General features: G+C 64.0%; 15 protein-coding genes and 1 pseudogene. 12 read left to right on the top strand and 4 right to left on the bottom strand.

Annotated elements, in window-relative coordinates; translation table 11 throughout:
• Positions 1-86: 86 nt before the first annotated feature.
• From ACULK4_RS17620 to ACULK4_RS17610, 3 genes are all read left to right on the top strand, one after another.
• Positions 87-959, top strand: a complete 873-nt coding sequence (locus ACULK4_RS17620; RefSeq protein WP_445963692.1) for an alpha/beta fold hydrolase — start codon at positions 87-89, stop codon at positions 957-959.
• Positions 959-2,107, top strand: a complete 1,149-nt coding sequence (locus ACULK4_RS17615; protein WP_445963691.1) for a tyrosine-type recombinase/integrase — start codon at positions 959-961, stop codon at positions 2,105-2,107. The genes ACULK4_RS17620 and ACULK4_RS17615 overlap by 1 nt, the downstream gene beginning before the upstream one ends.
• Before the next feature lie 276 nt (positions 2,108-2,383).
• The gene (locus ACULK4_RS17610; protein WP_445963690.1) at positions 2,384-4,750 is read left to right on the top strand and encodes a hypothetical protein; all 2,367 of its coding nucleotides are present in this window, start codon (positions 2,384-2,386) and stop codon (positions 4,748-4,750) included.
• A gap of 324 nt (positions 4,751-5,074) precedes the next feature.
• On the opposite strand, the gene ACULK4_RS17605 is transcribed toward ACULK4_RS17610, so the two are convergent.
• The 3 genes and pseudogenes from ACULK4_RS17605 to ACULK4_RS17595 form a co-directional block, all read right to left on the bottom strand.
• Complete coding sequence (locus ACULK4_RS17605) at positions 5,075-6,103, bottom strand: DUF4238 domain-containing protein (protein WP_445963689.1); 1,029 nt, start codon at positions 6,101-6,103, stop codon at positions 5,075-5,077.
• A 486-nt stretch (positions 6,104-6,589) separates the two neighbouring features.
• Positions 6,590-6,898, bottom strand: coding sequence for a hypothetical protein (locus tag ACULK4_RS17600; protein WP_445964156.1), 309 nt, complete (start codon positions 6,896-6,898; stop codon positions 6,590-6,592).
• Positions 6,899-6,988: 90 nt separating this feature from the next.
• A pseudogene (locus ACULK4_RS17595) lies at positions 6,989-7,093 on the bottom strand (hypothetical protein); the annotation flags it as partial.
• A 104-nt stretch (positions 7,094-7,197) separates the two neighbouring features.
• Here ACULK4_RS17595 and ACULK4_RS17590 point away from each other — a divergent pair.
• Both ACULK4_RS17590 and ACULK4_RS17585 read left to right on the top strand, forming a co-directional pair.
• Entirely contained in the window at positions 7,198-7,422 is a 225-nt protein-coding gene (locus ACULK4_RS17590; RefSeq protein ID WP_445963688.1) for a hypothetical protein, read from the top strand.
• 627 nt (positions 7,423-8,049) lie between these two features.
• Positions 8,050-8,646: a hypothetical protein gene (locus ACULK4_RS17585; protein WP_445963687.1), complete on the top strand. Its 597-nt coding sequence runs from the start codon at positions 8,050-8,052 to the stop codon at positions 8,644-8,646.
• 374 nt (positions 8,647-9,020) lie between these two features.
• On the opposite strand, the gene ACULK4_RS17580 is transcribed toward ACULK4_RS17585, so the two are convergent.
• Positions 9,021-9,587: a TetR/AcrR family transcriptional regulator gene (locus ACULK4_RS17580; RefSeq protein WP_445963686.1), complete on the bottom strand. Its 567-nt coding sequence runs from the start codon at positions 9,585-9,587 to the stop codon at positions 9,021-9,023.
• 446 nt (positions 9,588-10,033) lie between these two features.
• Here ACULK4_RS17580 and ACULK4_RS17575 point away from each other — a divergent pair, with 446 nt between their 5' ends.
• The 7 genes from ACULK4_RS17575 (at position 10,034) to ppsA (ending at position 18,801) form a co-directional block, all read left to right on the top strand.
• Positions 10,034-10,861: an HpcH/HpaI aldolase family protein gene (locus ACULK4_RS17575; RefSeq protein ID WP_445963685.1), complete on the top strand. Its 828-nt coding sequence runs from the start codon at positions 10,034-10,036 to the stop codon at positions 10,859-10,861.
• 165 nt (positions 10,862-11,026) lie between these two features.
• A complete protein-coding gene (locus ACULK4_RS17570) occupies positions 11,027-12,415 on the top strand; it encodes an MFS transporter (RefSeq protein WP_445963684.1) in 1,389 nt (462 codons plus the stop codon).
• Positions 12,416-12,495: 80 nt separating this feature from the next.
• Positions 12,496-13,458, top strand: coding sequence for an SDR family NAD(P)-dependent oxidoreductase (locus tag ACULK4_RS17565; RefSeq protein ID WP_445963683.1), 963 nt, complete (start codon positions 12,496-12,498; stop codon positions 13,456-13,458).
• 204 nt (positions 13,459-13,662) lie between these two features.
• A complete protein-coding gene (locus ACULK4_RS17560) occupies positions 13,663-14,640 on the top strand; it encodes a cyclase family protein (RefSeq protein WP_445963682.1) in 978 nt (325 codons plus the stop codon).
• Positions 14,641-14,719: 79 nt separating this feature from the next.
• Positions 14,720-15,271 carry a nuclear transport factor 2 family protein gene (locus ACULK4_RS17555; protein ID WP_445963681.1) on the top strand — a complete coding sequence of 184 codons (552 nt, stop codon included), beginning with the start codon at positions 14,720-14,722 and terminating at the stop codon, positions 15,269-15,271.
• 236 nt (positions 15,272-15,507) lie between these two features.
• A complete protein-coding gene (locus ACULK4_RS17550) occupies positions 15,508-16,359 on the top strand; it encodes a pyruvate, water dikinase regulatory protein (protein WP_445963680.1) in 852 nt (283 codons plus the stop codon).
• A gap of 54 nt (positions 16,360-16,413) precedes the next feature.
• Positions 16,414-18,801: a phosphoenolpyruvate synthase gene (gene ppsA, locus ACULK4_RS17545; protein ID WP_445963679.1), complete on the top strand. Its 2,388-nt coding sequence runs from the start codon at positions 16,414-16,416 to the stop codon at positions 18,799-18,801.
• Positions 18,802-19,017: the final 216 nt, after the last annotated feature.

Raw genomic sequence — 19,017 nt, 5'->3', positions numbered from 1 at the left:
AGCGGCCAGAAAGACGCGAGCGGGTGTCGACGACGCTCGAAAAGTAGGCCATAGCGACGCTTAAGCTCCGGCGCCGACTCTTCCGCGTGCAGGAGATCGTGCGGGTGGACGCGGCTGTCGTCGAGCGCCGAGTGGAGCACTGCGATCTCGACGGGGCAGCGGATGTTTACTTCGTGGGTGACGTCTTCGGCCGAGAGAGCCAGCTCGCGCGCTCGGCGATCGCTTACTCCGGGGAGGTGGAGGGGATCTCCTTCGTCCACTGGGACGTGATGCCGGCGGCTGCGGCGGAGCGCGACGTCTGGTTCGTTCACGTCCACGGGATGGGCGCTGCACCGAGCCCAACGCTTCGATCGGTCGAGACCGTCCGCGAGGCGGGCTACCCGTCCACGATCGTGTCGCTGGAAGCCAGCGCCGACATCGACACGCGCAGCCGGGGGATGGCTCCGGAGCATCTTGACCGGGTGCTCGCAGCAGTCGACCATGCAGTGAGCTTCGGTGCACGCAAGGTCGTACTCGCCGGCTGGTCGTACGGGGCGCGTCTTGCCCTCGAGGCCAGTGCGCTTCGTGCGGCCGTCGCGGGCGCGATCCTCATCGCCCCAATGCTCGACTTCATGGGGGCCTTTTCGCTCGTCGCGACGCAGCGTCGGCTACCCGCGGCGCTCATCGCATGCGCTTCGGAAGTTCTGACGACGCCAATCCTCTGCCGGCTCGCCGGAATCCGCGAACCGATCGAACCGTGGCGAAGTCCGCAATTGACGCCGCCACTTCTCGTCATCCACTCGGAGGGTGATCAATCGGTCCCCTTCGAGCTTTCTCAGGAGCTCCTCGAAGCAATGCCGGCTGCGCGCCAGATCAAATTTCCCGCCAGCCCGCACACGCTCGAGTGGAACGTGGACCCGGAACGGTTCGCCTCGGAGGTGCGCGCCTGGGTTGACTCGTCCCTTCAAGGGAGGCCCTGATGGTGCGTCCGCCGCTCCCGCTGGAGACCTGGGGATCGATCCGCCGCAAGGTCGTCAACGGCAAGCCAGTCGCCATCGCCTACTTCCGCGACTCCGACGGCAAGACCCGGCGCATCCAGAAGACCGGACCAAGCGCGGCCGAAGCCGAACGTCGGCTTCTGGTCGCGCTCCGCGATCGTCAGCCGCCGGATGGAACCGAACTCACCCTCGACTCGACGCTTCGAACGGCGGCGAACCGATGGCTCGAAGAGGTGAAGCGGGACCGCCGCGCCCCCAGCACAATCGACCGGTACTCAGCCACGATCGAGCGGCACGTGCATCCAGTCGGCGAGCTGCTCCTGCGGGAGTTGAGCGTGTCACGACTGCAGCGGCTCGTGAATGCGGTCGCCGACGTCTCCGGTCCGTCCGAGGGGCGGATGGTTCTGGTGGTGCTCAAAGGCATCGCCAGTCACGCGTTGCGCCTCGGGGCGATGCGGGAGAATCCGGCGCTGGGAGTGAAGGCGCCGTCGATCCGGCGGACGAAGATGCGCATCCCCACGGTGCAGGAGGTCCGCGCGCTGAGGCTGGCCCTCAGGGCCTACGACGAACGCCCGGTCAAGCGTGGCGACGCCATGCACGACCTCGCTGATATCGGCGATTTCCTCATCGGCACGGGCTGCCGGATCGGAGAGGCGCTGGCGCTTCGCTGGAAGGCAGTCGATCTCAGCCGCGGCGTGGTCGTCCTCTCGGCAACGGTCGTCCGCGTCGCCGGCGAAGGTCTGGTCGTGCAGGACTTCCCGAAGACCGAAGCCTCGATTCGTGAGCTCGCCCTGCCGCGGTTCGCGCTCGACATGCTTGCCCGACGCCGAATCGACGCGTACTCCGAGCTGGTATTCCCATCTGCAACTGGCGGACCCAGGTGGCCGGAGAATGTGCGCTACCAGTGGAGCCAGGCGCTCCACGGCTCCGAGATTGACTGGATCACGCCGAAGTCCGCACGCGGCGCGGTCGCGACTTTGCTTCGCAACGAGCTCGACATCGACGCCGCCAAGGATCAGCTTGGACACGCCGACTGGCGTGTGACGGCCCGCCACTACACGCCGAAGCAGATCACCCGGCCGGACCGCTCGATCCTCATCGAAACCTTCGCTCGAACCCCAGGTCAGTGATCGATCTTCGGCCGTTGTCAAACCCCTACCGGGGCACCCCAATCGGGCGAGCCCTCTGAGACCGCTCCGAAGGCAAGGTTCTCCCGTTCGCATCATCTCCCTTATCCGGGGATCGCTGCGCGAGGACCGGCTCACGGGTGTCCCTCGAGGATCGCCGATTACGGCTCAAGCTGAGGCCCAGCAACTCGAGACGTCGGCGGAGACTTGCACCCGGGCACCAATGTTGTGTCTGACTGATTGACCATATCCGACGGTCGGCTGTGCAACGATCGTGCTGTGTTTCCCCTACTGGATGACGAGCGTCTGAACGGTCCACACGTCGCGAGGATCAATGCACGCCCATTTCGCACCGCCTATCCGGTTCCTGACTTGACCGTCTTCAGCGAGATCGTCGAACTGGAGTGTCAGGTCTGGGGAGGCGCGGCTTCGATACTGCTCCCAACTGACGCGAGTGGAATGGTCCGGGACCTGTACCGAAAGCGCCTCTCGGGCGCACAGGTCGACAGGGTCTATGGTGCTCACGGCGACAGGGAAATGAGGCTCGATTCGCCTGTCCCCCTCCGGCAAGAGCGGAAGTTCGTCTATGACCAGTTGGCGATCGGGCTACTGCCTTGGCGCAAACCCGAGCTGCGACCGCCCCTCGAGATCATGGTCCTTGAGCCCAACGATCCATGGAGTGGTATCTATGCGGCATGTCTGGGTTCCCTACCGGAGCATGTCGACAAGCGATTGATCGAGCAAGGAAATTGGCTGCCGGATGTCACTTTTGAAGACTTTCTCACGATACGGCGCACGCCCGCCAGTGGCTCACTCGATGATCTGCTATCGCGTACTTGGCCAGATGAACCGGTGATGTCTCCCCGGCAAGTCTCGATGACGAGTCTCGCATACGGAGGTACCGCAAGCAGCGGAATCCGATCACCAAGGGTTGTCCTCCCAGACGACCAGTTCGCGAAGCATGATGCGGGCCCCAACGTCCTCGTGGTCTGTTCGCCCAACTCCATCGATGATCTGGCGCTGCTGTGGAACTTGCGAGGTGCGCATGGCGATCACTACGCGCTGCCGATTGGCATTCCTCGCGAGCAGTTGACGCTGGGTGCGCTCAACCGGATCCTTTATCACCATGGGGCGGCCAGACACGGGTCCGCAGTCAATTTGCTCTACATCACGAGCGCAAGCATGACGCCAGATCAGCTTCGGGCGCTGCTGGGCGGCGACGGTGGCCATGCCGCCATTCGCTCTGCGGACGAGATGATCATGTTTGGCCAAGTAAGTGGCTGGAGCAGGGACGAGACGCTGGTCTGGGCGGAGGGGCATGCCAGGTACAAGTTGCTCGACCGGTCGGGCCACCGCGACATCCTCGACGAGAGGAACGTATCCGACATGCTCGGCATGCACTTCGACGTCATGGTCGAGGATGCGCCGCTTCCGGTTGCCGACGACTTCCGCGCCGATCCCATCAACGGCGCCTTCTATGGAGGAGTTCGCACCACCTGGAACACGCTCAGATCGGCTGAGAAGTTCTCCTCCCTCGAATGGCCATCGCGCCTTCTGATCGCACGAGCAGTTGCCGCGGTCCGAGGGCTCGAACTGCAAGAGTCCGCCCCCGGCGTCGCCTCGCGCGTCATGCTCGAGAAGCTTGGCGGGATAGGCCAGATCGGAATGCTCTGCCACGCACCTCTCCTCGAGCTTCTGGAGTCCATGGCAGTTCGAGAGGGCTTCCCTTGGTTCAAAGCGAAGCTGCGCGAACGTGGTGTCGAGGCTGACCCAAGCCAGGCCATTGCGACGAGCACAGACGAACTCCCCACGCGTTCGTTCAACGAGTTTCAGCGTGCTCTCGGCAACACGAAGGCCGCCCGCTACTGGCTTCGCTGGGCGGAGGAGTCAAGCGTGATCCTCAAGGGCTTCGAGATCCATTGCCCGACGTGCGGCGCCAAACAATGGATCCCCGTCAACAGCTTCGCGCCTCCGATCAGCTGTCGCGGATGCGGAGCCACAATCGATCCGCCCTTCGGGGATCGGACAAACATCGAATTCAAGTACCGGATTGCCGAGCCGCTCCGCCGCGTCTATGAAGCTGACGCTATGGGTCATATCCTCGCTGTCCGCTTCTTCGCGGATGTGTTCAGTCGGATAGGCGGAAGTGAACTCATCGGCCTTCACCCGGGAATGAACGTTCAGAAGCAAGGCGAGAAGAATGTTCTTGGCGAGGCCGACGTTCTCCTGCTCACGCGCAGTGGAGAGTTCATTCCCGTCGAGGTTAAGCGCACGAGTAGCGGGCTCACCGACGGCGAGCTTTCCAAGCTCGAAACGCTCAGTACGGCTCTGAGTGCGCCGTGGAGTGCTTTGGCCATCACCCAGTACGGCGTGGCGGCGGATCCGGCTTTCGTCAAACTCACGGCATTCAACGATGACGGATCTTATCGCCGCCTGACCATCTCGTACGATTCACTCCTTCAGTCCCACTCCTTCTGGGGGTTGGGCGCTGATCCGTTTGAGAATGCCGCGCTCACGCCGGATGAGATCGCGTCGCGTCAGGCGGATTTCGTGAAGGGGTTGGTGGCGCGAGCGGACGATACAGTCGGCGACTGGCTGGCCTACTCGCTGCTTCAACCGCGCGCGTCGTTGAAGCAAGATGATTGAGCGCGGCGCGGAAGCGCGATCGAAGCCGCCGCCCAGCAATCGGTCGCAAACGACGCGACCGCCGTCGTCTCGGCCACCCGTAGAGGACCGCGACCGCGAAAGCTGGTGAGTGTGATCGCGAGTGCGTCACACGCGTTCTCTACCGACGCTGGAACCTGCGTGCTCTGCTGGACGAGACGAGCGACGCGGTGCCCTGCCCAAGCCCGGGTGGTGCGTGGATCGCTTGAGACCGCCATCGTTGTCGGAAGGTCGAGCTGGTGCTGGCTATGCACCGTCGCCTGGGCCGAACGAGATCCATCAGTTGCCGGCAGGCAGTCGTGGGGATCATCCCGCAGATCGTCGAGCCGCGATAACCGCAGCCTGGTCCAGATTGAGTGTTCCCAGGAGGCCGACGATCCACCGCCTGCTGTTCATTGCGAGCAGCGTATTGAGGCGAACGTCGTCAGGGAGGTCTTGTCCGATCACCAGCAGTTTTGTGGGTGACAGGGGGAAGGAGATTGTGGAGATGTCGGCGCCGTCGGTTGGTCTCCAAAGGAGGACCGCGCCGTCACCGGTTGCGAGGTGCTGAGCCTCTCTCACTTGCCACGGCCATTGTTCGAGCCCGAGCGCGGTCAGCCTGATGACATCCCGCAGGGACTGTGAAAGGAGCAATCTGTCCCCGAGGTTCAGCTCGGCATCTTCGATCCATCCCCCTGTCCTCAGCAGAACAGCGGGGGTGCGGATCGTAGTCTGATCCGCGTACCTACCCCGATCGAGGTGCATGTCGAGGAAGGCGATCATTGCGCTCTGTTCGGCTGGCGTCAGCGTCGTGTGTCCGTTGCGCAGTTTCAGGATCGCCGGGATGCCGCTGGCTTCAATACGCGCGTAGTCGCTCTCGAGGTCGTGCGTGAGAACTTCGGTGTCGTAGGCGTAACTCACAACTGTGGCGTTCTCGATGGCGGAGGGAAAGCCTCGACCGTGTTGGACATCGAGCACGTCGACGCGACCCCTCGCGTCTGCCCAGGCGCGGATATAGCCCTTGGAGACCATGTGTGCGCGCTTCACATTCATCGCGGCACCCCCTCGCAGCTCAAGATACGCGATCCGTTGGCGACGCCAATAAGTGACCCGACCTGATGACGGGATGAAATGACGTGGCGTCTTGAAACCGAGCTGCTCATCACCGCCGCAGTCGTCCTGCTCGTTGCCGCAGCGAGAATCGCCGGGTCGGTCGTCCTCGCAGTCCGCATGGTGCGAGGTCGAAAGCAGCCTGGCCTCCAACGAGTCACGCGGAGAATCTCCGGCGAGCTTCAGCCGTCTGGTATCGCGTCGCGCAGTCCTTGTTGCGGCGGTCGCGATTTCAAACTGAATCATTAACCGTGAGTTAACCGTGACATGTGTCACGTGACCGTCCCCCGGGCCGGTCGGGTTGCCGGTAAAAACCCTGATCAGAGCCGATGACGGGAATCGAACCCGCGCTGTCTGCTTGGGAAGCAGAAGTTATCCAGTAGTGATTCACTCGACTTCACTCGGGCTCACGAGCCGCGGAATCACGGGGAAGTGTGAACTCGAGTGAATCAACGTGATCTCGATTTTGTGACTATTAAGTGACTACGAGCTCCGTCCAACCTGCTTGGGATGCGCGCGAATCGAGTTCATTCCGGCGGTCGACCGTGGGGTCTCTCATCGCACGCTTCACCATAATGGCGACGCCGATAGGTGCACCATTCGCGTAGCGAGCCGATCGCGTCGAGGGGGTGCTCGAACGGATAGTGCCGTTGCACTTGGGACCCCTTCATCGGGCACTTTCCTGCATCGGCCATACGAGAATCGGAGACCGTCCGTACTTCGGCGGATCGGTCAGACGTTCGTGAGAACGACCGCCGCTGCGATCCCGACTATGCCGAGCACCGCGGGCGCGAGGAAGAGGCTGATCCCGCCGATCAGCCCGGTCAGAGCCGAACTGCGTCCCTGGCCTTCGACCTGCCGTGCGCGACTGAGCCCGATCGCGCCGAACACTACCGCCAGCACGATGAGCACCAACCCGGGAAGGGCTCCAGCCCACACCAGGATGACGCCGAGGGTCTGCATCTCGTTGATGGGGACGAAGGTCAGAAGGATTGGAGCGATCCAGAAGAGCAGTACCACGCCCGACGCCCAGAAGAACATTGTCCGAGCGCGCTCGGCGAAGGGATTTGCTCGCTGGTCAGCGAGCGGTTTGGGTCGGAATGCATCGTCTGACCAGTGGGCGCCGTCCCACCACCGAAGTAGGTCCGGTGCTTCCGGGTCTTCGTACCATCCTGGGCGTGCTGCGTGGGTGATCCGCTCTGTCAACGTGCGAGTCCTCTCGATCCTGACGACCATATCGGCGAGCCGACATGCATGCCGAGGACGTTTCCTTCCGACCGCGCCCGATCTCGATGAGGGATTGGGTATGCGTCGCCCGCGGCCTTGGCTACCTTCGGTACATGGACCTGCGAGCGGAGCTGCACCGATTGTCCGTGCCAGACTCCGCGTACAGCATCGGCCACGACTCGAACGAGGCATACTGCCTGATCGAGGAACCCGATGGTTGGCACGTGTACTACAGCGAGCGGGGTCGCCGTAACGGCGAACACGTCCTCTCATCCGAGGCCGACGCCGGCGCGGAGTTGATGCGACGGGTACTCGCAGACGGCGCACTGTCGCGCTGAGGGATCGCCCCGCCATCGTCCTCGAGCGTCCACACTCGCCCCTCGGCACCGATCTCCCGGAAGAATGCGCTCGCCTGAGCGGCAGCGATGCTCATGACAGGAAGCTAGCGCAGAGCACCCCATCGTGTGGAAGGGATCGCCTCTGAAGGCTGGTTCCGCTCGGCTGGTTCCGACTATCCGGTCGACTGCACGGGGCCACATCCCTTAGGCCGGCCAGTACCGTCGGCGGCGGACCGCTGGCGGCGCCTCCGAGCCCAACCGACGAGTAGGAGCGCCCCACCCGCGAGAGCAGTGGACGCGACGAGGTAGAACCAGTAGAAGTCGTTGATGGCCGGGAACAGCAAACCCGCCGCGCCAGCGCCGACAAGAACAACCAAGCCCGTGCCGAACTCACCGGATGCCGGTCGTAGCCGGAACAGATCCCGTACACGGCCGGTTGCGTGGCGTGAGGAGTCCCTGCGTCGTCCTCGCGATGCGATGCCCTCGGCCATGCCCCGACCCTATCCGACGGGGACTCAGCAGATCCTCTCGGCTGCTCGTTGAGGGATCCCTCAACGAGATCGTCGGCGCTCGAGCCTCGGAGAGCGCGCTCCAGGGTGACTGTGCCGCCGGCTGTATCCTTCGGGGGTGCTGCTTGCCCCCTTCGTCCTGCTGTACCTCCTGATGGCAGCTGGGGTGGTGATCTTCGTCATGATTTGGACGATCGTGCGCGCGCGTCAGCGCGGTGTTGCCGCGATGCTCAGGACGATCGGAGTCTGGGCCGCTGCCGTTCTCCTGACAACCGCTGCTGGCGTTTCCTGGGTTCTGGCCGAGTGGCGGTCGCCTGTAGACGCATCCGCGGATGACCTGGTCGGGCGGTGGGTCAGCGAGTCTTCGGAGGGTACGGCCGCGATCGAACTGAGATCGGATGGATCGGCGAGAGTCGAGGACGTGCCGTCAATCGCGGCGTGGAGCTTTCAATGGCTCGAGGACGCTCCCGACCTCCCAGAGACCTTCACAGGCGGGGCAGTCTGGGAGCCGCCCCCGTTCGAGCAGGTCGTGCTCAGCTGCGAGGGCGGGGAGTCGTTCAGTCTGCAATGGCAGACGGTCGAGAGCCCGACCGGAACGATCTATCTGGAGTTCATCGCAGGCGATCCGGACTCCCCGGAGTACTTCGGTGAGTTCAGGCGGGTCGACACCGATGAAGCTCCAACTTCGGGTTCGACTTCCGAGACGGCCTGCTAAGACCGAAGCCGATCACCTGCGAGACGGCCGCGTGCTATTCGCGCCCACGCCTGCCCTCCCAAGCGGTGTAGATCAAGATCCACGCGATGAATCCGAACGCACCGACCCCGAGGAGTCCCACGAACCCGAACAATGCGAGGAGGACCAGGGGGGGGGTCATCGGGCAGACCTGTTGCGAATGACGCCGCAGCCGACTCCCGGCGCGATTGTCGATTTCGAAAGCCGACTGCACTGTTCGTCCGTATTCGACTGCACCCTGAGGGCGCGTCCTGCGCGGATCGGGAGGGCAGTCACCCCGGTGAGCGTCTCGCGGGGCTCGTCATCGTGGCCGCCGTCCGCGCGGGAGGGTGCACCGTTGCCTCTCGGCGTTGACGTCAGGCGCGCATACCCTTGAGGATGATGAGCCCGCACTCATGCATGAGTTTTCGGTAGGCAGGAGAGTACGGCTGCAGGGCGAGGCCGAGGCCACGGAACAAGACCTCGACGTGACGGATCGACACGTCAGTTCTGATCGAGCCTTCCCGCTTGCCCTTCTCGATGAGCTCATTGAGCGCTTGAAAGGTGCGGCGGCCCGCCTCCTTGACGGCATCGTCGGGGCGATCGGGATTCATGGCGTCGCGGGCGGTCGTCGTCAATTCGATGGTCGGCTCCAGAAAGATGTCGGCCAGTGCGTCCCATGCGGAAGGTGCTTGGAGGGCTTCGACGTATGAATCGTAGGCGCGATCGAAGAAGAGGATGGTCATCTCGTCCAAGAGCTGGTTCCGGCTGCCGAACGTGGAGTACACGGTGCCCTTGCTGACACCGGCCTCGGCGGCGACCTCGTCCATCGTCATCGCGCTGCCTACGCGTTTCAAGACGACCTCAGCCGCCTGCCGGACCTTGGCCTCATTTTCGATCGCGTCGATCCGTCGGGGACGTCGGTGGCCCTGCTGGCGGGACATCGTGGACTCCATAAGGTCACGCTACCCGCAGACGACGCAGTCGCCGTTTCGACAAGCTTCGCTGCCAGTGCTGCCGCCGCCGCCGGTGGACTCGGCGGCAATCGGACCGCTCGGCGTTCTTCCCGGGACATTGTGAACGTCAGAGGGGAGCGAAGACCTCCGGGACGATGTGGGTTATCGCAGTCGGCAGGATCCTTCGCCTGAGAAGCCAGCACAGCCTTGCGTTGCGCCGTCGACAGGCCACCCGCGCAGCGTCCCCACGAGGGCATTTCCTGCTGGGTCACCGACCTCCCACGCAAGCCGACGGGAGCCAACCCGTCATCTTGACGGCATGCGTCAAGTTAGTTATCATGACGATAAGCGTCAAGTTAGCGACGACGACGCACCCACCGCCCCGCACGTCGTTGCGGGAACGACACCGAGTTATGCCGAGGTGGACACACCGAATGTTCAACGACGAACGGATCTATCGCATGAGTCGCATCCAAGCAAGACAATCCCTCCTCGCCCTCCTCGAGGAGCGAACCGCCGTGGGGACATTCGTGATGTCCATCGATCCTCAGGTGACTGCGGCTGTGGGCAGTGCCGGAGTGGATTTCGTCATCATCGACCGCGAGCACGGCCCCAACGACACGCAATCGACTGCGAACCACATCCGCGCTGCAGAAGCGAACGGGGTGATTCCGATCGTCCGAGTTCTGCGGAACGACCCGGCGGAGATCCAGGCGACGCTCGACGTCGGCGCAGTAGGCGTGCTGGTTCCCAAGGTCGGATCCGCCGCACAGGCCGTCGATCTGGTGCGGGCGACGAAGTACGCTCCCGGCGGACGGGGAATGTGCCCGTCCGTCGAGGCTGCCAGATGGGCGTTCGACGATCGCACTTGGGACTCTCACCGCGAGAGCTCGAACGAGCAGATACTCATGATGCCGCTCATCGAGACCGGCGCAGGCGTCCGCAACCTCGCCGAGATCGTGGCGGTCCCGGGAATCGACTTCGTGTTCTTCGGCATCGGCGATCTGGCCCAAGACCTCGGACTTCACAGCATGTTCAACCGCGAGTCAACGTCCGAGCTGGCGCGGATCTGGAGGGAATCGGTCGAGGTAGTGCATGCAGCAGGGAAGAAGATCGGCGCAATGCTCAGCCCCGACTTCCCAGGCGCAGACTTCGGCACGGTTGCGAGCGACCTCTCGTTCTTGAGCGCAGCTACCCGGACTGCGGTGAATGAAGTACTCACCGTCGACGACGTGCGTGCCTGGGAGTCAACTCTTCTCTAACCCAGTGTTCACAGTGTCGCCTCGCTCTTGTATGGCGGGCGAGTTGCAGAAAACAAATGATCAGTGCCGAAGCGACGAATTGTGTCACCAAGCTTCAGCCCGTCCACATACCCTCATGAAAGGTCAATGATGACTAGATCTCCTTCCTCGGCTACGCCGGGTGGCATGCTTATCAATTCCCGACTGGATCGCTTGCCCCCTTCCAAGTACCACGCGTTGTGGGTGGTCATTCTGGGCATCGCCATGCTGATCGAAACCTTCGACAATGTCGTATTCGCGTTCTTGGCTCCTTCCATCAGAGCTGACTGGAACCTGTCGCTGGGGCAGGTTGGCGTAATCACGTCATCCGTTTTCGTGGGCATGATGATCGGCGCAATCGTGGGGGGACGCCTGTCCGACCGGTATGGACGCCGTCCGGTTCTGATCTGGGCTTCGGTGTTGTACTCGGCGATGTCCCTTCTGTCCGCGTTCGCCCCCAACTATGAGATCCTCACCACCAGTCGGATTCTTACCGGGGTCGGGGTCCAGGCGGCGACGGGCGTGGTGATGGTGTACGCAGGCGAGATGTTCCCCAAGCTCGTCCGAGGTCGCGCATTCAGCAGCCTCCTGTTTATCGGATACTTTGGGACCCCTCTCACCGCGCTGACAGCGTTGGCCATCGCGCCGACAGGGCTCGGGGCGTGGCGTTGGGTCTTTGTGATCGGTGCTGCCGGCTTCCTCATTGCGATTGCTGCGGCACTTTGGTTGCCTGAGACCGTGCGATGGCTCGTCCTGCGAGGCAGGGATGCGCAGGCAGAGCGGATCGTCGAGCGACTTGAAGCTTCCGTCGTCCGGAGTGGAAAAACCCTTGGGGACGTCGCGCCAGCTCTTCCCGTGACGCCTCAAGGCTCCTACCGGGATCTCTTCCATCGCCGCAACCTCAAGCGCCTTGTCGTCACCGCATTGGCGTTCTCCGGGTACATCTACACCGCGTACGGATTCCTCGCTTGGGTTCCAACGCTCCTGACTGACCGAGGCATGCCTCAGGCCGAAGCCATCGGTTTCGCCACCGTCCTGTCGTTCTCAACCGTCGTGGGGCCCCTCATCATGTTCCCCTTCACCGACAAGATTGAACGAAAGACAACTCTGCTGCTCTCCGGCCTTCTTTGCGCAACCTCTCTCGTGGTCTTCGCCACGACCGCGGATCCGACCGTGAGCATGGTGGCAGGGTTTGGAGCGCAGCTGGGCATCTCAATGATGGGCGCGGCCTTCTACACCTACATTCCGGAGGTCTTCCCCACGAATATTCGCGGCCTCGGCTTCGGAGTGGTCTCAGGGGTCGCTCGCGTCGCCGGAATCATCTCAGGACTCACCATCGCCGTGATCTACACAGGACTTGGATTCCAGGCTCTCTATGTTGTCCTGGCCGTCGTCATCAGTGCCGCCGGGCTCCTTGTGGCAACTCTCGGCCCTCGAACGACGAACCGTTCGCTTGAGTCCATCTCGGAATCGTCGGGTGAGGCGAGCGCATCACCACATGACGCGCAGGACGCCAGCTCGATAAGGCACGGGTGAGGTCAGCGATCTGCCGACGCATTTCGTCGCGGAGACTACACCGAAATCAACCCCTAAATACGCACCCAATGGAGGGTCTAATGAACGAAACATCCCCGGTCCGTTACGACGGCCGCGCAATCCTCGTCACCGGAGCCGGTCGCGGAATGGGACGCACGCACGCTTTGGCTCTTGCCGACCGCGGCGCGTCGGTTCTGGTCGCCGATCGCGGTGTGACGATGAGCGGTGACGGTCTCGACACGGGCCCCGCGAACGAGGTGGTCGCTGAGATCCGTGCGGCGGGCGGAACGGCTGAGGCCTACAGCGGCGATCTCTCCACGGAGGATGGCGCGCGGGGAGCGGTCACGGCGACGTTGGCCGCCTTTGGGAGGATCGACGGGATCATCCACAACGCCAGCACGGCGCCCGACGCCGGACCGATGTACGAGACGCCGGACGAGGTCTTCGACCGCACGATCCAGGTCAACGTCTACGCCGCCTTCCACATGGCCAAGGCGGCCTGGCCGGCATTCCTGTCACAGAAGTTCGGACGCATCGTCGTCGTAACCTCGCACAGCATCTACGGGAACGCGAACTCCGTGCCCTACACCACGGCGAAGACCGGGTATATCGGGTTCATCAACTCCCTTTCGATCGAAGGGGCCGACCACAACATCACTGTGAACGCTGTCGCGCCGACCGCAAGGAGCCGCATGACTGAGCGGATGCAGAGCTCTGATTACACCGACTGGCTTTTCGAGACGATGACGCCCGAGACGGTGACCCCGACGGTCGCCTATCTCGTCAGTGAGGCGTCGAGCGTCAACGGTCAGATCCTGTCCGTCGGTGGCGGTCGCGTCGCGCGCATCACCCTCGCGGAGTCGCGAGGCGTGCTCGGCCTTGGCGAGAGCATCGACGACGTGCACCAGCGCATCGACGCCGTCCTCGCGGATGGGGACTGGATGTTCCCCGCCTCGATCGCGGAGCGCGGGCTCGTCGTCGCCGAAATGATGGGCTGGAAGCCCTCGGCGGTCGACCGCAACCCCTACGCGATGCGCAACTGACGTCTCGCGCGACGGCCGACACCGCCCGTCGCCCTCTCCCCGCGACGATCGGACACTGCCGATCCTCGCCCTCTCCTCGCAGCACCCCGCGCATGGGGGCACCGAGACCCTTCCCGATGTGCGTTCCGCGGCCAACACCGTCACGAACGCCCACGGCACGGCAGCGGCCGCGTCGCCGCCGCACTGAACGAACAGGAGAACGAAATGACCAAGCAGGTAGAACCCTCGTCCGCAGCCGAGATCGAGGGCTTCTTTGAGACGCTCTCGAACTGGGGTCGATGGGGCAACGACGACCGACGAGGTACTCTCAACCTCATCACGCCCGAGGTCCGCCTCGCAGCTCTCGCCTCCGTGCGCCACGGCCAGGCGGTCTCCCTCTCCAGGGACATCGACCCCGAACACCCCGATCCCGTGCACTCCGGCGTGGCGGCCGTCGAGCGCCGCACTCGCCCGCGTGAGATCGAGGAGATCATGCACATCTCACCGCGCTGGGAGGCGATGGGAGAGGACATCCACATCAGCCCCCACGGCGGCAACGCCCACCTCGACGGCCTCGCACACTACAGCTGGGACGGCAAGCAGTACAACGGCTTCTCCGAGGCGGACTCGTCCGCAGAAGCTGGCTCGAAGTACCTCGACGTCAGCCACGCCAGCGAGGGCTTCATCACTCGAGGCGTGCTTCTCGACATCGCGGGGCTGTTCGGCGTGGAGCACGTCGAACGCGGCTACGCGATCTTGCCGGAAGACCTGCTCGCCGCTGAGAAGCGCCAGGGGGTCACGGTACGGCCCGGTGATGCTCTGCTCATCCACACCGGCAGCGCCGATGCGATCGTACGGTTCGGGACGCTCTACCACGACGAGAACCCGGGCCCCATCGACGGAGTCCAAACCGGTCTTCACGCTTCTTGCCTCTCGTTCCTGCGCGAGCGCGACATCTCTGTCATGGGAGCGGACGGCACGCACGATGTCCAGCCGCCTCAGCTGGAGGATTTCGACTTCGCGCGCCCGATTCACACGGTGAGCCTCGTTTCGATGGGACTCTGGCTGATCGACAACATGGACCTCACCGCTCTCGCCGCCGCGTGCGAAAAGGCCCAGCAGTGGGACTTCCTCTTCACCGCCCTCCCCTGGCGCTTCGTGGGCTCCACCTCGAGCCCCCTCAACTGCGTCGCCGTGCTCTGACGATCGCATTCCTAGCCCGGCATCGAGCCGATGTCCCAATCCGTCCTCACAAGGACCCGAAGCCCCAAGGAGGCTCATCATGTCGAATGACTTCTCGGTTGAGCGCATGAGCGACCGCGCCGAGATCCAGCACCGAATCCACCAATTCTGCCGTGCGGTGGATCGACTGGAGTTCGAATTGCTGCAGGAGGTCTACCTCCCCGGCGCAACACATGACCATGGCGTTTACAAGGGAGACTTGGACGGCTGGATCGAGTTCACCCGTCGGCGCCACGAGACCATCGGATACTCGAGCCACCACGTCGGCAACACCATCATCGAGTTCGCGGACGACGATAATGCTGCCGTTGAGACGTACTTTCTCGTCTGGCAGACCGTCACCGCGAAGTCGAGCCTTTTTCCCTCCGATTCGGAAGGAACCGCCGACTACGAGGTTCTCCTCTCCGGACGCTACCTCGACCACTTCGTCCGAAAGGACGGTCGCTGGGGCATCATGGCCCGAACGGCCGTGCCCGAGACCGTCCTGAAGATAACTGAACCCGCACCTCCCTTCGGCGCCGGCATCTCTCACCAGACAAGAAACGCGAGCGACCCCATGTGGCTCCTACGCTCACGAGTGGGCGTGGCATAGCCGCGGGGCCCGCGGCCCGAGAGGGCGGCGGCCTGCACACCGCCCGCGCCCCTTCGTGCTTCATGCCGAGGACGGAAACGTTCTCGGGCTGACGCCAGGAGGTTTCGACCTCGACCTCGCCGACGAGGGAGCGCTGGGCTCCCGGCCGTCCTCGGACGAATTCGTTCAGTTGTCGAGCACGACCGAGACGGCCTCCTTCAGCCTTCGCATGGACGACGATCCGAATGGAGCCGACCATGGAGCTCTCCACACAGCACGTCCGGGCAGAGCTGCCTACTGCTCGCGGCCGCGCCGTGTACTTCGTCTCGGACAGCACGGGCATCACCGCGGAAACGCTGGGCAGCGCGCTGCTGGCGAACTTCCCCGGGGTGGTTTTCCTGCGGCACACGGTCCCGTTCGTCGACACGGCTGCCGGGGCGCGCAACGTTGTCAGGGACATCGCGCAGGCATCGCGTGACGCCGCTGCACCGATCATCTTCGCGACGGTGAAGTCAACGGAGATCCTGACGGCGCTGCGCGGATCGGGCGGGATCCTCATCGACCTGCTGGGTGGCCATCTCACCGAGCTGGAGGATGCGCTGGGGACGACCGCCTCGGAGCAGCTCGGGCAATACCACGGCGTGGGAGACATCGAGCGGTATTTCGCGCGAATGCGGGCGGTCGAGTATGCGATCGAGCACGACGACGGCCAGAGCATGCGGGCGCTGGAGATCGCAGACGTGATCATCATCGCCCCGTCTCGGTGCGGCAAGACGCCGACGACGATGTACTTGGCGCTGCAGTACGGGCTTCTGGTGGCGAACTATCCGCTCACCGACGATGACTTCCCCTCGGACGGGCTTCCTGGCACCGTCGCTCGCTATGGCGCCAAGTGCTTCGGATTGACGACGACTCCGTTGCGGCTGAGCCAGGTGCGCCATGAGCGGCGCCCGAACTCGACGTATTCCAGCCTCGCCCAGTGCACGCTCGAACTCCGCCGGGCTGAGGACCTCTATCGCCGCAACAGGGTGCCGTTCCTGAACTCCTCGACCAAGTCAGTCGAGGAGATGTCGACCGTCATCATGCAGTCCCTGCGGCTTCGCTCCTGAGCCCCTCCACCTATCGCCCACCGCGCCCCACCCACTGACAGATCGGGTCACGAAATGACAAACATCCTCTGGTTCACCGAGATCGGCATGGGCGACGTCGCCCAGGTCGGCGGGAAGAACGCCTCCCTCGGCGAAATGGTCTCGAATCTCTCGGACGCCGGTGTGCGCGTTCCCGGGGGCTTCGCCACCACCGCGGACGCCTATCGCGACTTTCTCGTCGCTGACGGCCTGTACGAGCGCATCCGGACGACAGTCGAGGCGCTGGACGTCAATGACGTCACAGAGCTTGTGAACGTCGGCGCGACCGTGCGGGAGTTAATCGAGAAGCAGCCGCTGCCCGCGCAGTTCGAGGCCGACATCCGGCGCGCGTACGCGACGCTCGTCGCGAACGACCCCCAGTCGGAGTCGGTGTCGTGGGCGGTTCGGTCCAGCGCGACCGCCGAAGATCTGCCTGATGCATCGTTCGCGGGACAGCAGGAGACCTTCCTGAACATCAGTGGCATCGATAACGTCCTCGCCGCGATCCGAAGCGTCTTCGCCTCCCTGTACAACGACCGTGCGATCGCCTATCGCGTGCATCACGGTTTCGACCACCACGACGTCGCGCTGTCCGCAGGGATCCAGCGGATGGTGCGGTCGGATGTCGGCGCCTCCGGGGTGCTGTTCACCGTCGACACCGAGTCCGGGTTCGATCGTGCGGTCTTCGTCACGAGCTCGTACGGTCTCGGCGAAGCGGTCGTGCAGGGCGCGGTGACCCCGGACGAGTTCTACGCCTACAAGCCGGCGCTGCGTGATGGCCGGCCCTCCATCCTGAAGCGCTCGGTGGGGGAAAAGGCGATAAAGATGGTCTACGCCGACGGAACCCACGCGGGCGGCAGCACCGTCTTCACCGACGTGCCGGTCGCTGATCGCGCGCAGTTCAGCATCACGGATGCCGAGGTGGAAGAGCTCGGACGTCAGGCCCTCGTGATCGCAGACCACTACGGGCGCCCGATGGACATCGAATGGGGCAAGGACGGCGTCGACGGGCGGCTGTACATCCTGCAAGCGCGCCCCGAGACCGTCGTCTCCCGGGTCGACGGCAACGTCACGCGCCGCTTCGCCCTGGACGAGCCCGGCACCGTGATCACCATGGGCCGCGCCATCGGGCAGAAGATCGGTGCAGGCCGGGTGAGGGTGATGACGTCCCTCGACCAGATGGACCAGTTCCAGGAAGGTGACGTGCTGGTCGCCGACATGACCGACCCGGACTGGGAGCCGATCATGAAACGCGCCGCCGCGATCATCACCAACCGCGGCGGCCGAACCTGCCACGCCGCGATCATCGCCCGCGAGCTCGGCATCCCCGCCGTCGTCGGCACCGGCGACGCCACCATCGCGCTGCAGGACGGGCGTGAGGTGACCGTCTCGTGCGCCGAAGGCGACAGCGGCTTCGTCTACGAGGGGATCATCGGCTTCGAGGAGGTCGTCACCCGGCTGGACGAGATGCCGGAGAGCCCCACGAAGATCATGGTCAACGTCGGCACGCCCGACCAGGCGTTCGCGTTCTCGAAACTTCCGAACAGGGGAGTGGGTCTCGCACGGCTGGAGTTCGTGATCAACCGGCAGATCGGCATCCACCCCCGCGCACTCCTCGAGCACGACACACTGCCGGCCGATCTGCGGGATGAGATCTCCGGACGGATCGCGGCCTATCCGTCTCCGCGGGACTACTTCGTGCAGCGGGTCGCCGAGGGCGTCTCGATGATCGCGGCGGCCTTCGCGCCCGAGCCGGTGATCGTACGCCTGTCCGACTTCAAGTCCAACGAGTACGCGAACCTGATCGGCGGCGAGACGTACGAGCCGCACGAGGAGAACCCGATGCTCGGCTACCGCGGTGCGTCGCGTTACATCTCCCCGGATTTCCGCGCCTGCTTCGACATGGAATGTGAAGCGCTGAAGTTCGTGCGGGACGAGATGGGCCTCACCAACGTCGAGATCATGGTGCCGTTCGTACGTACCGTCGCAGAAGCCGACGCCGTGATCGAACTGCTCGCCGAGAACGGGCTGCGTCGCGGCGAGAACGGGCTGCGGGTCATCATGATGTGCGAACTGCCGTCCAACGCCGTGCTTGCGGATGAGTTCCTCGAGTACTTCGACGGGTTCTCGATCGGGTCGAACGACATGACCCAGCTCACACTCGGCCTGGATCGTGATTCGGGTCTCGTCGCCGCGACGTTCGACGAACGCGATCCCGCAGTCCGCAAGATGCTGTCGATGGCGATCGAGGCATGCCGCCGCACCGGCAAGTACGTCGGTATCTGCGGGCAAGGGCCGAGCGACCACCCGGACCTCGCCGAATGGCTCGTAGCGCAGGGCATCGAATCCATGTCGCTCAACCCAGACACCGTCGTGGAGACCTGGCTGCGCCTCGCGAAGAAGCAGCCGCAGCCCGTGAGCTGAGCCGGTCGGACCAGTACGAGCAGGGCGCTGGCTGGAGCAATGGCGCCCGCCCTGCCGGCGTGCGTGGACGCGACCGACTACTTGACCGAGTAACTGAGCCGCTACGGGCCGCAGTGATGGCAATCAGCGTCCCCACCGCCCAACTGGCCCTCGTTCGCGCACCGTGCGGAGCTCCGCTGAGGCGAGGGTCCGCTCGAATTTGCGACGATTAAGTGA

The organism is Agromyces selenitireducens (assembly GCF_052748465.2).
Note: the sequence above shows the minus strand (reverse complement) of the source record. Positions and strands in the feature narration are given on the sequence as shown.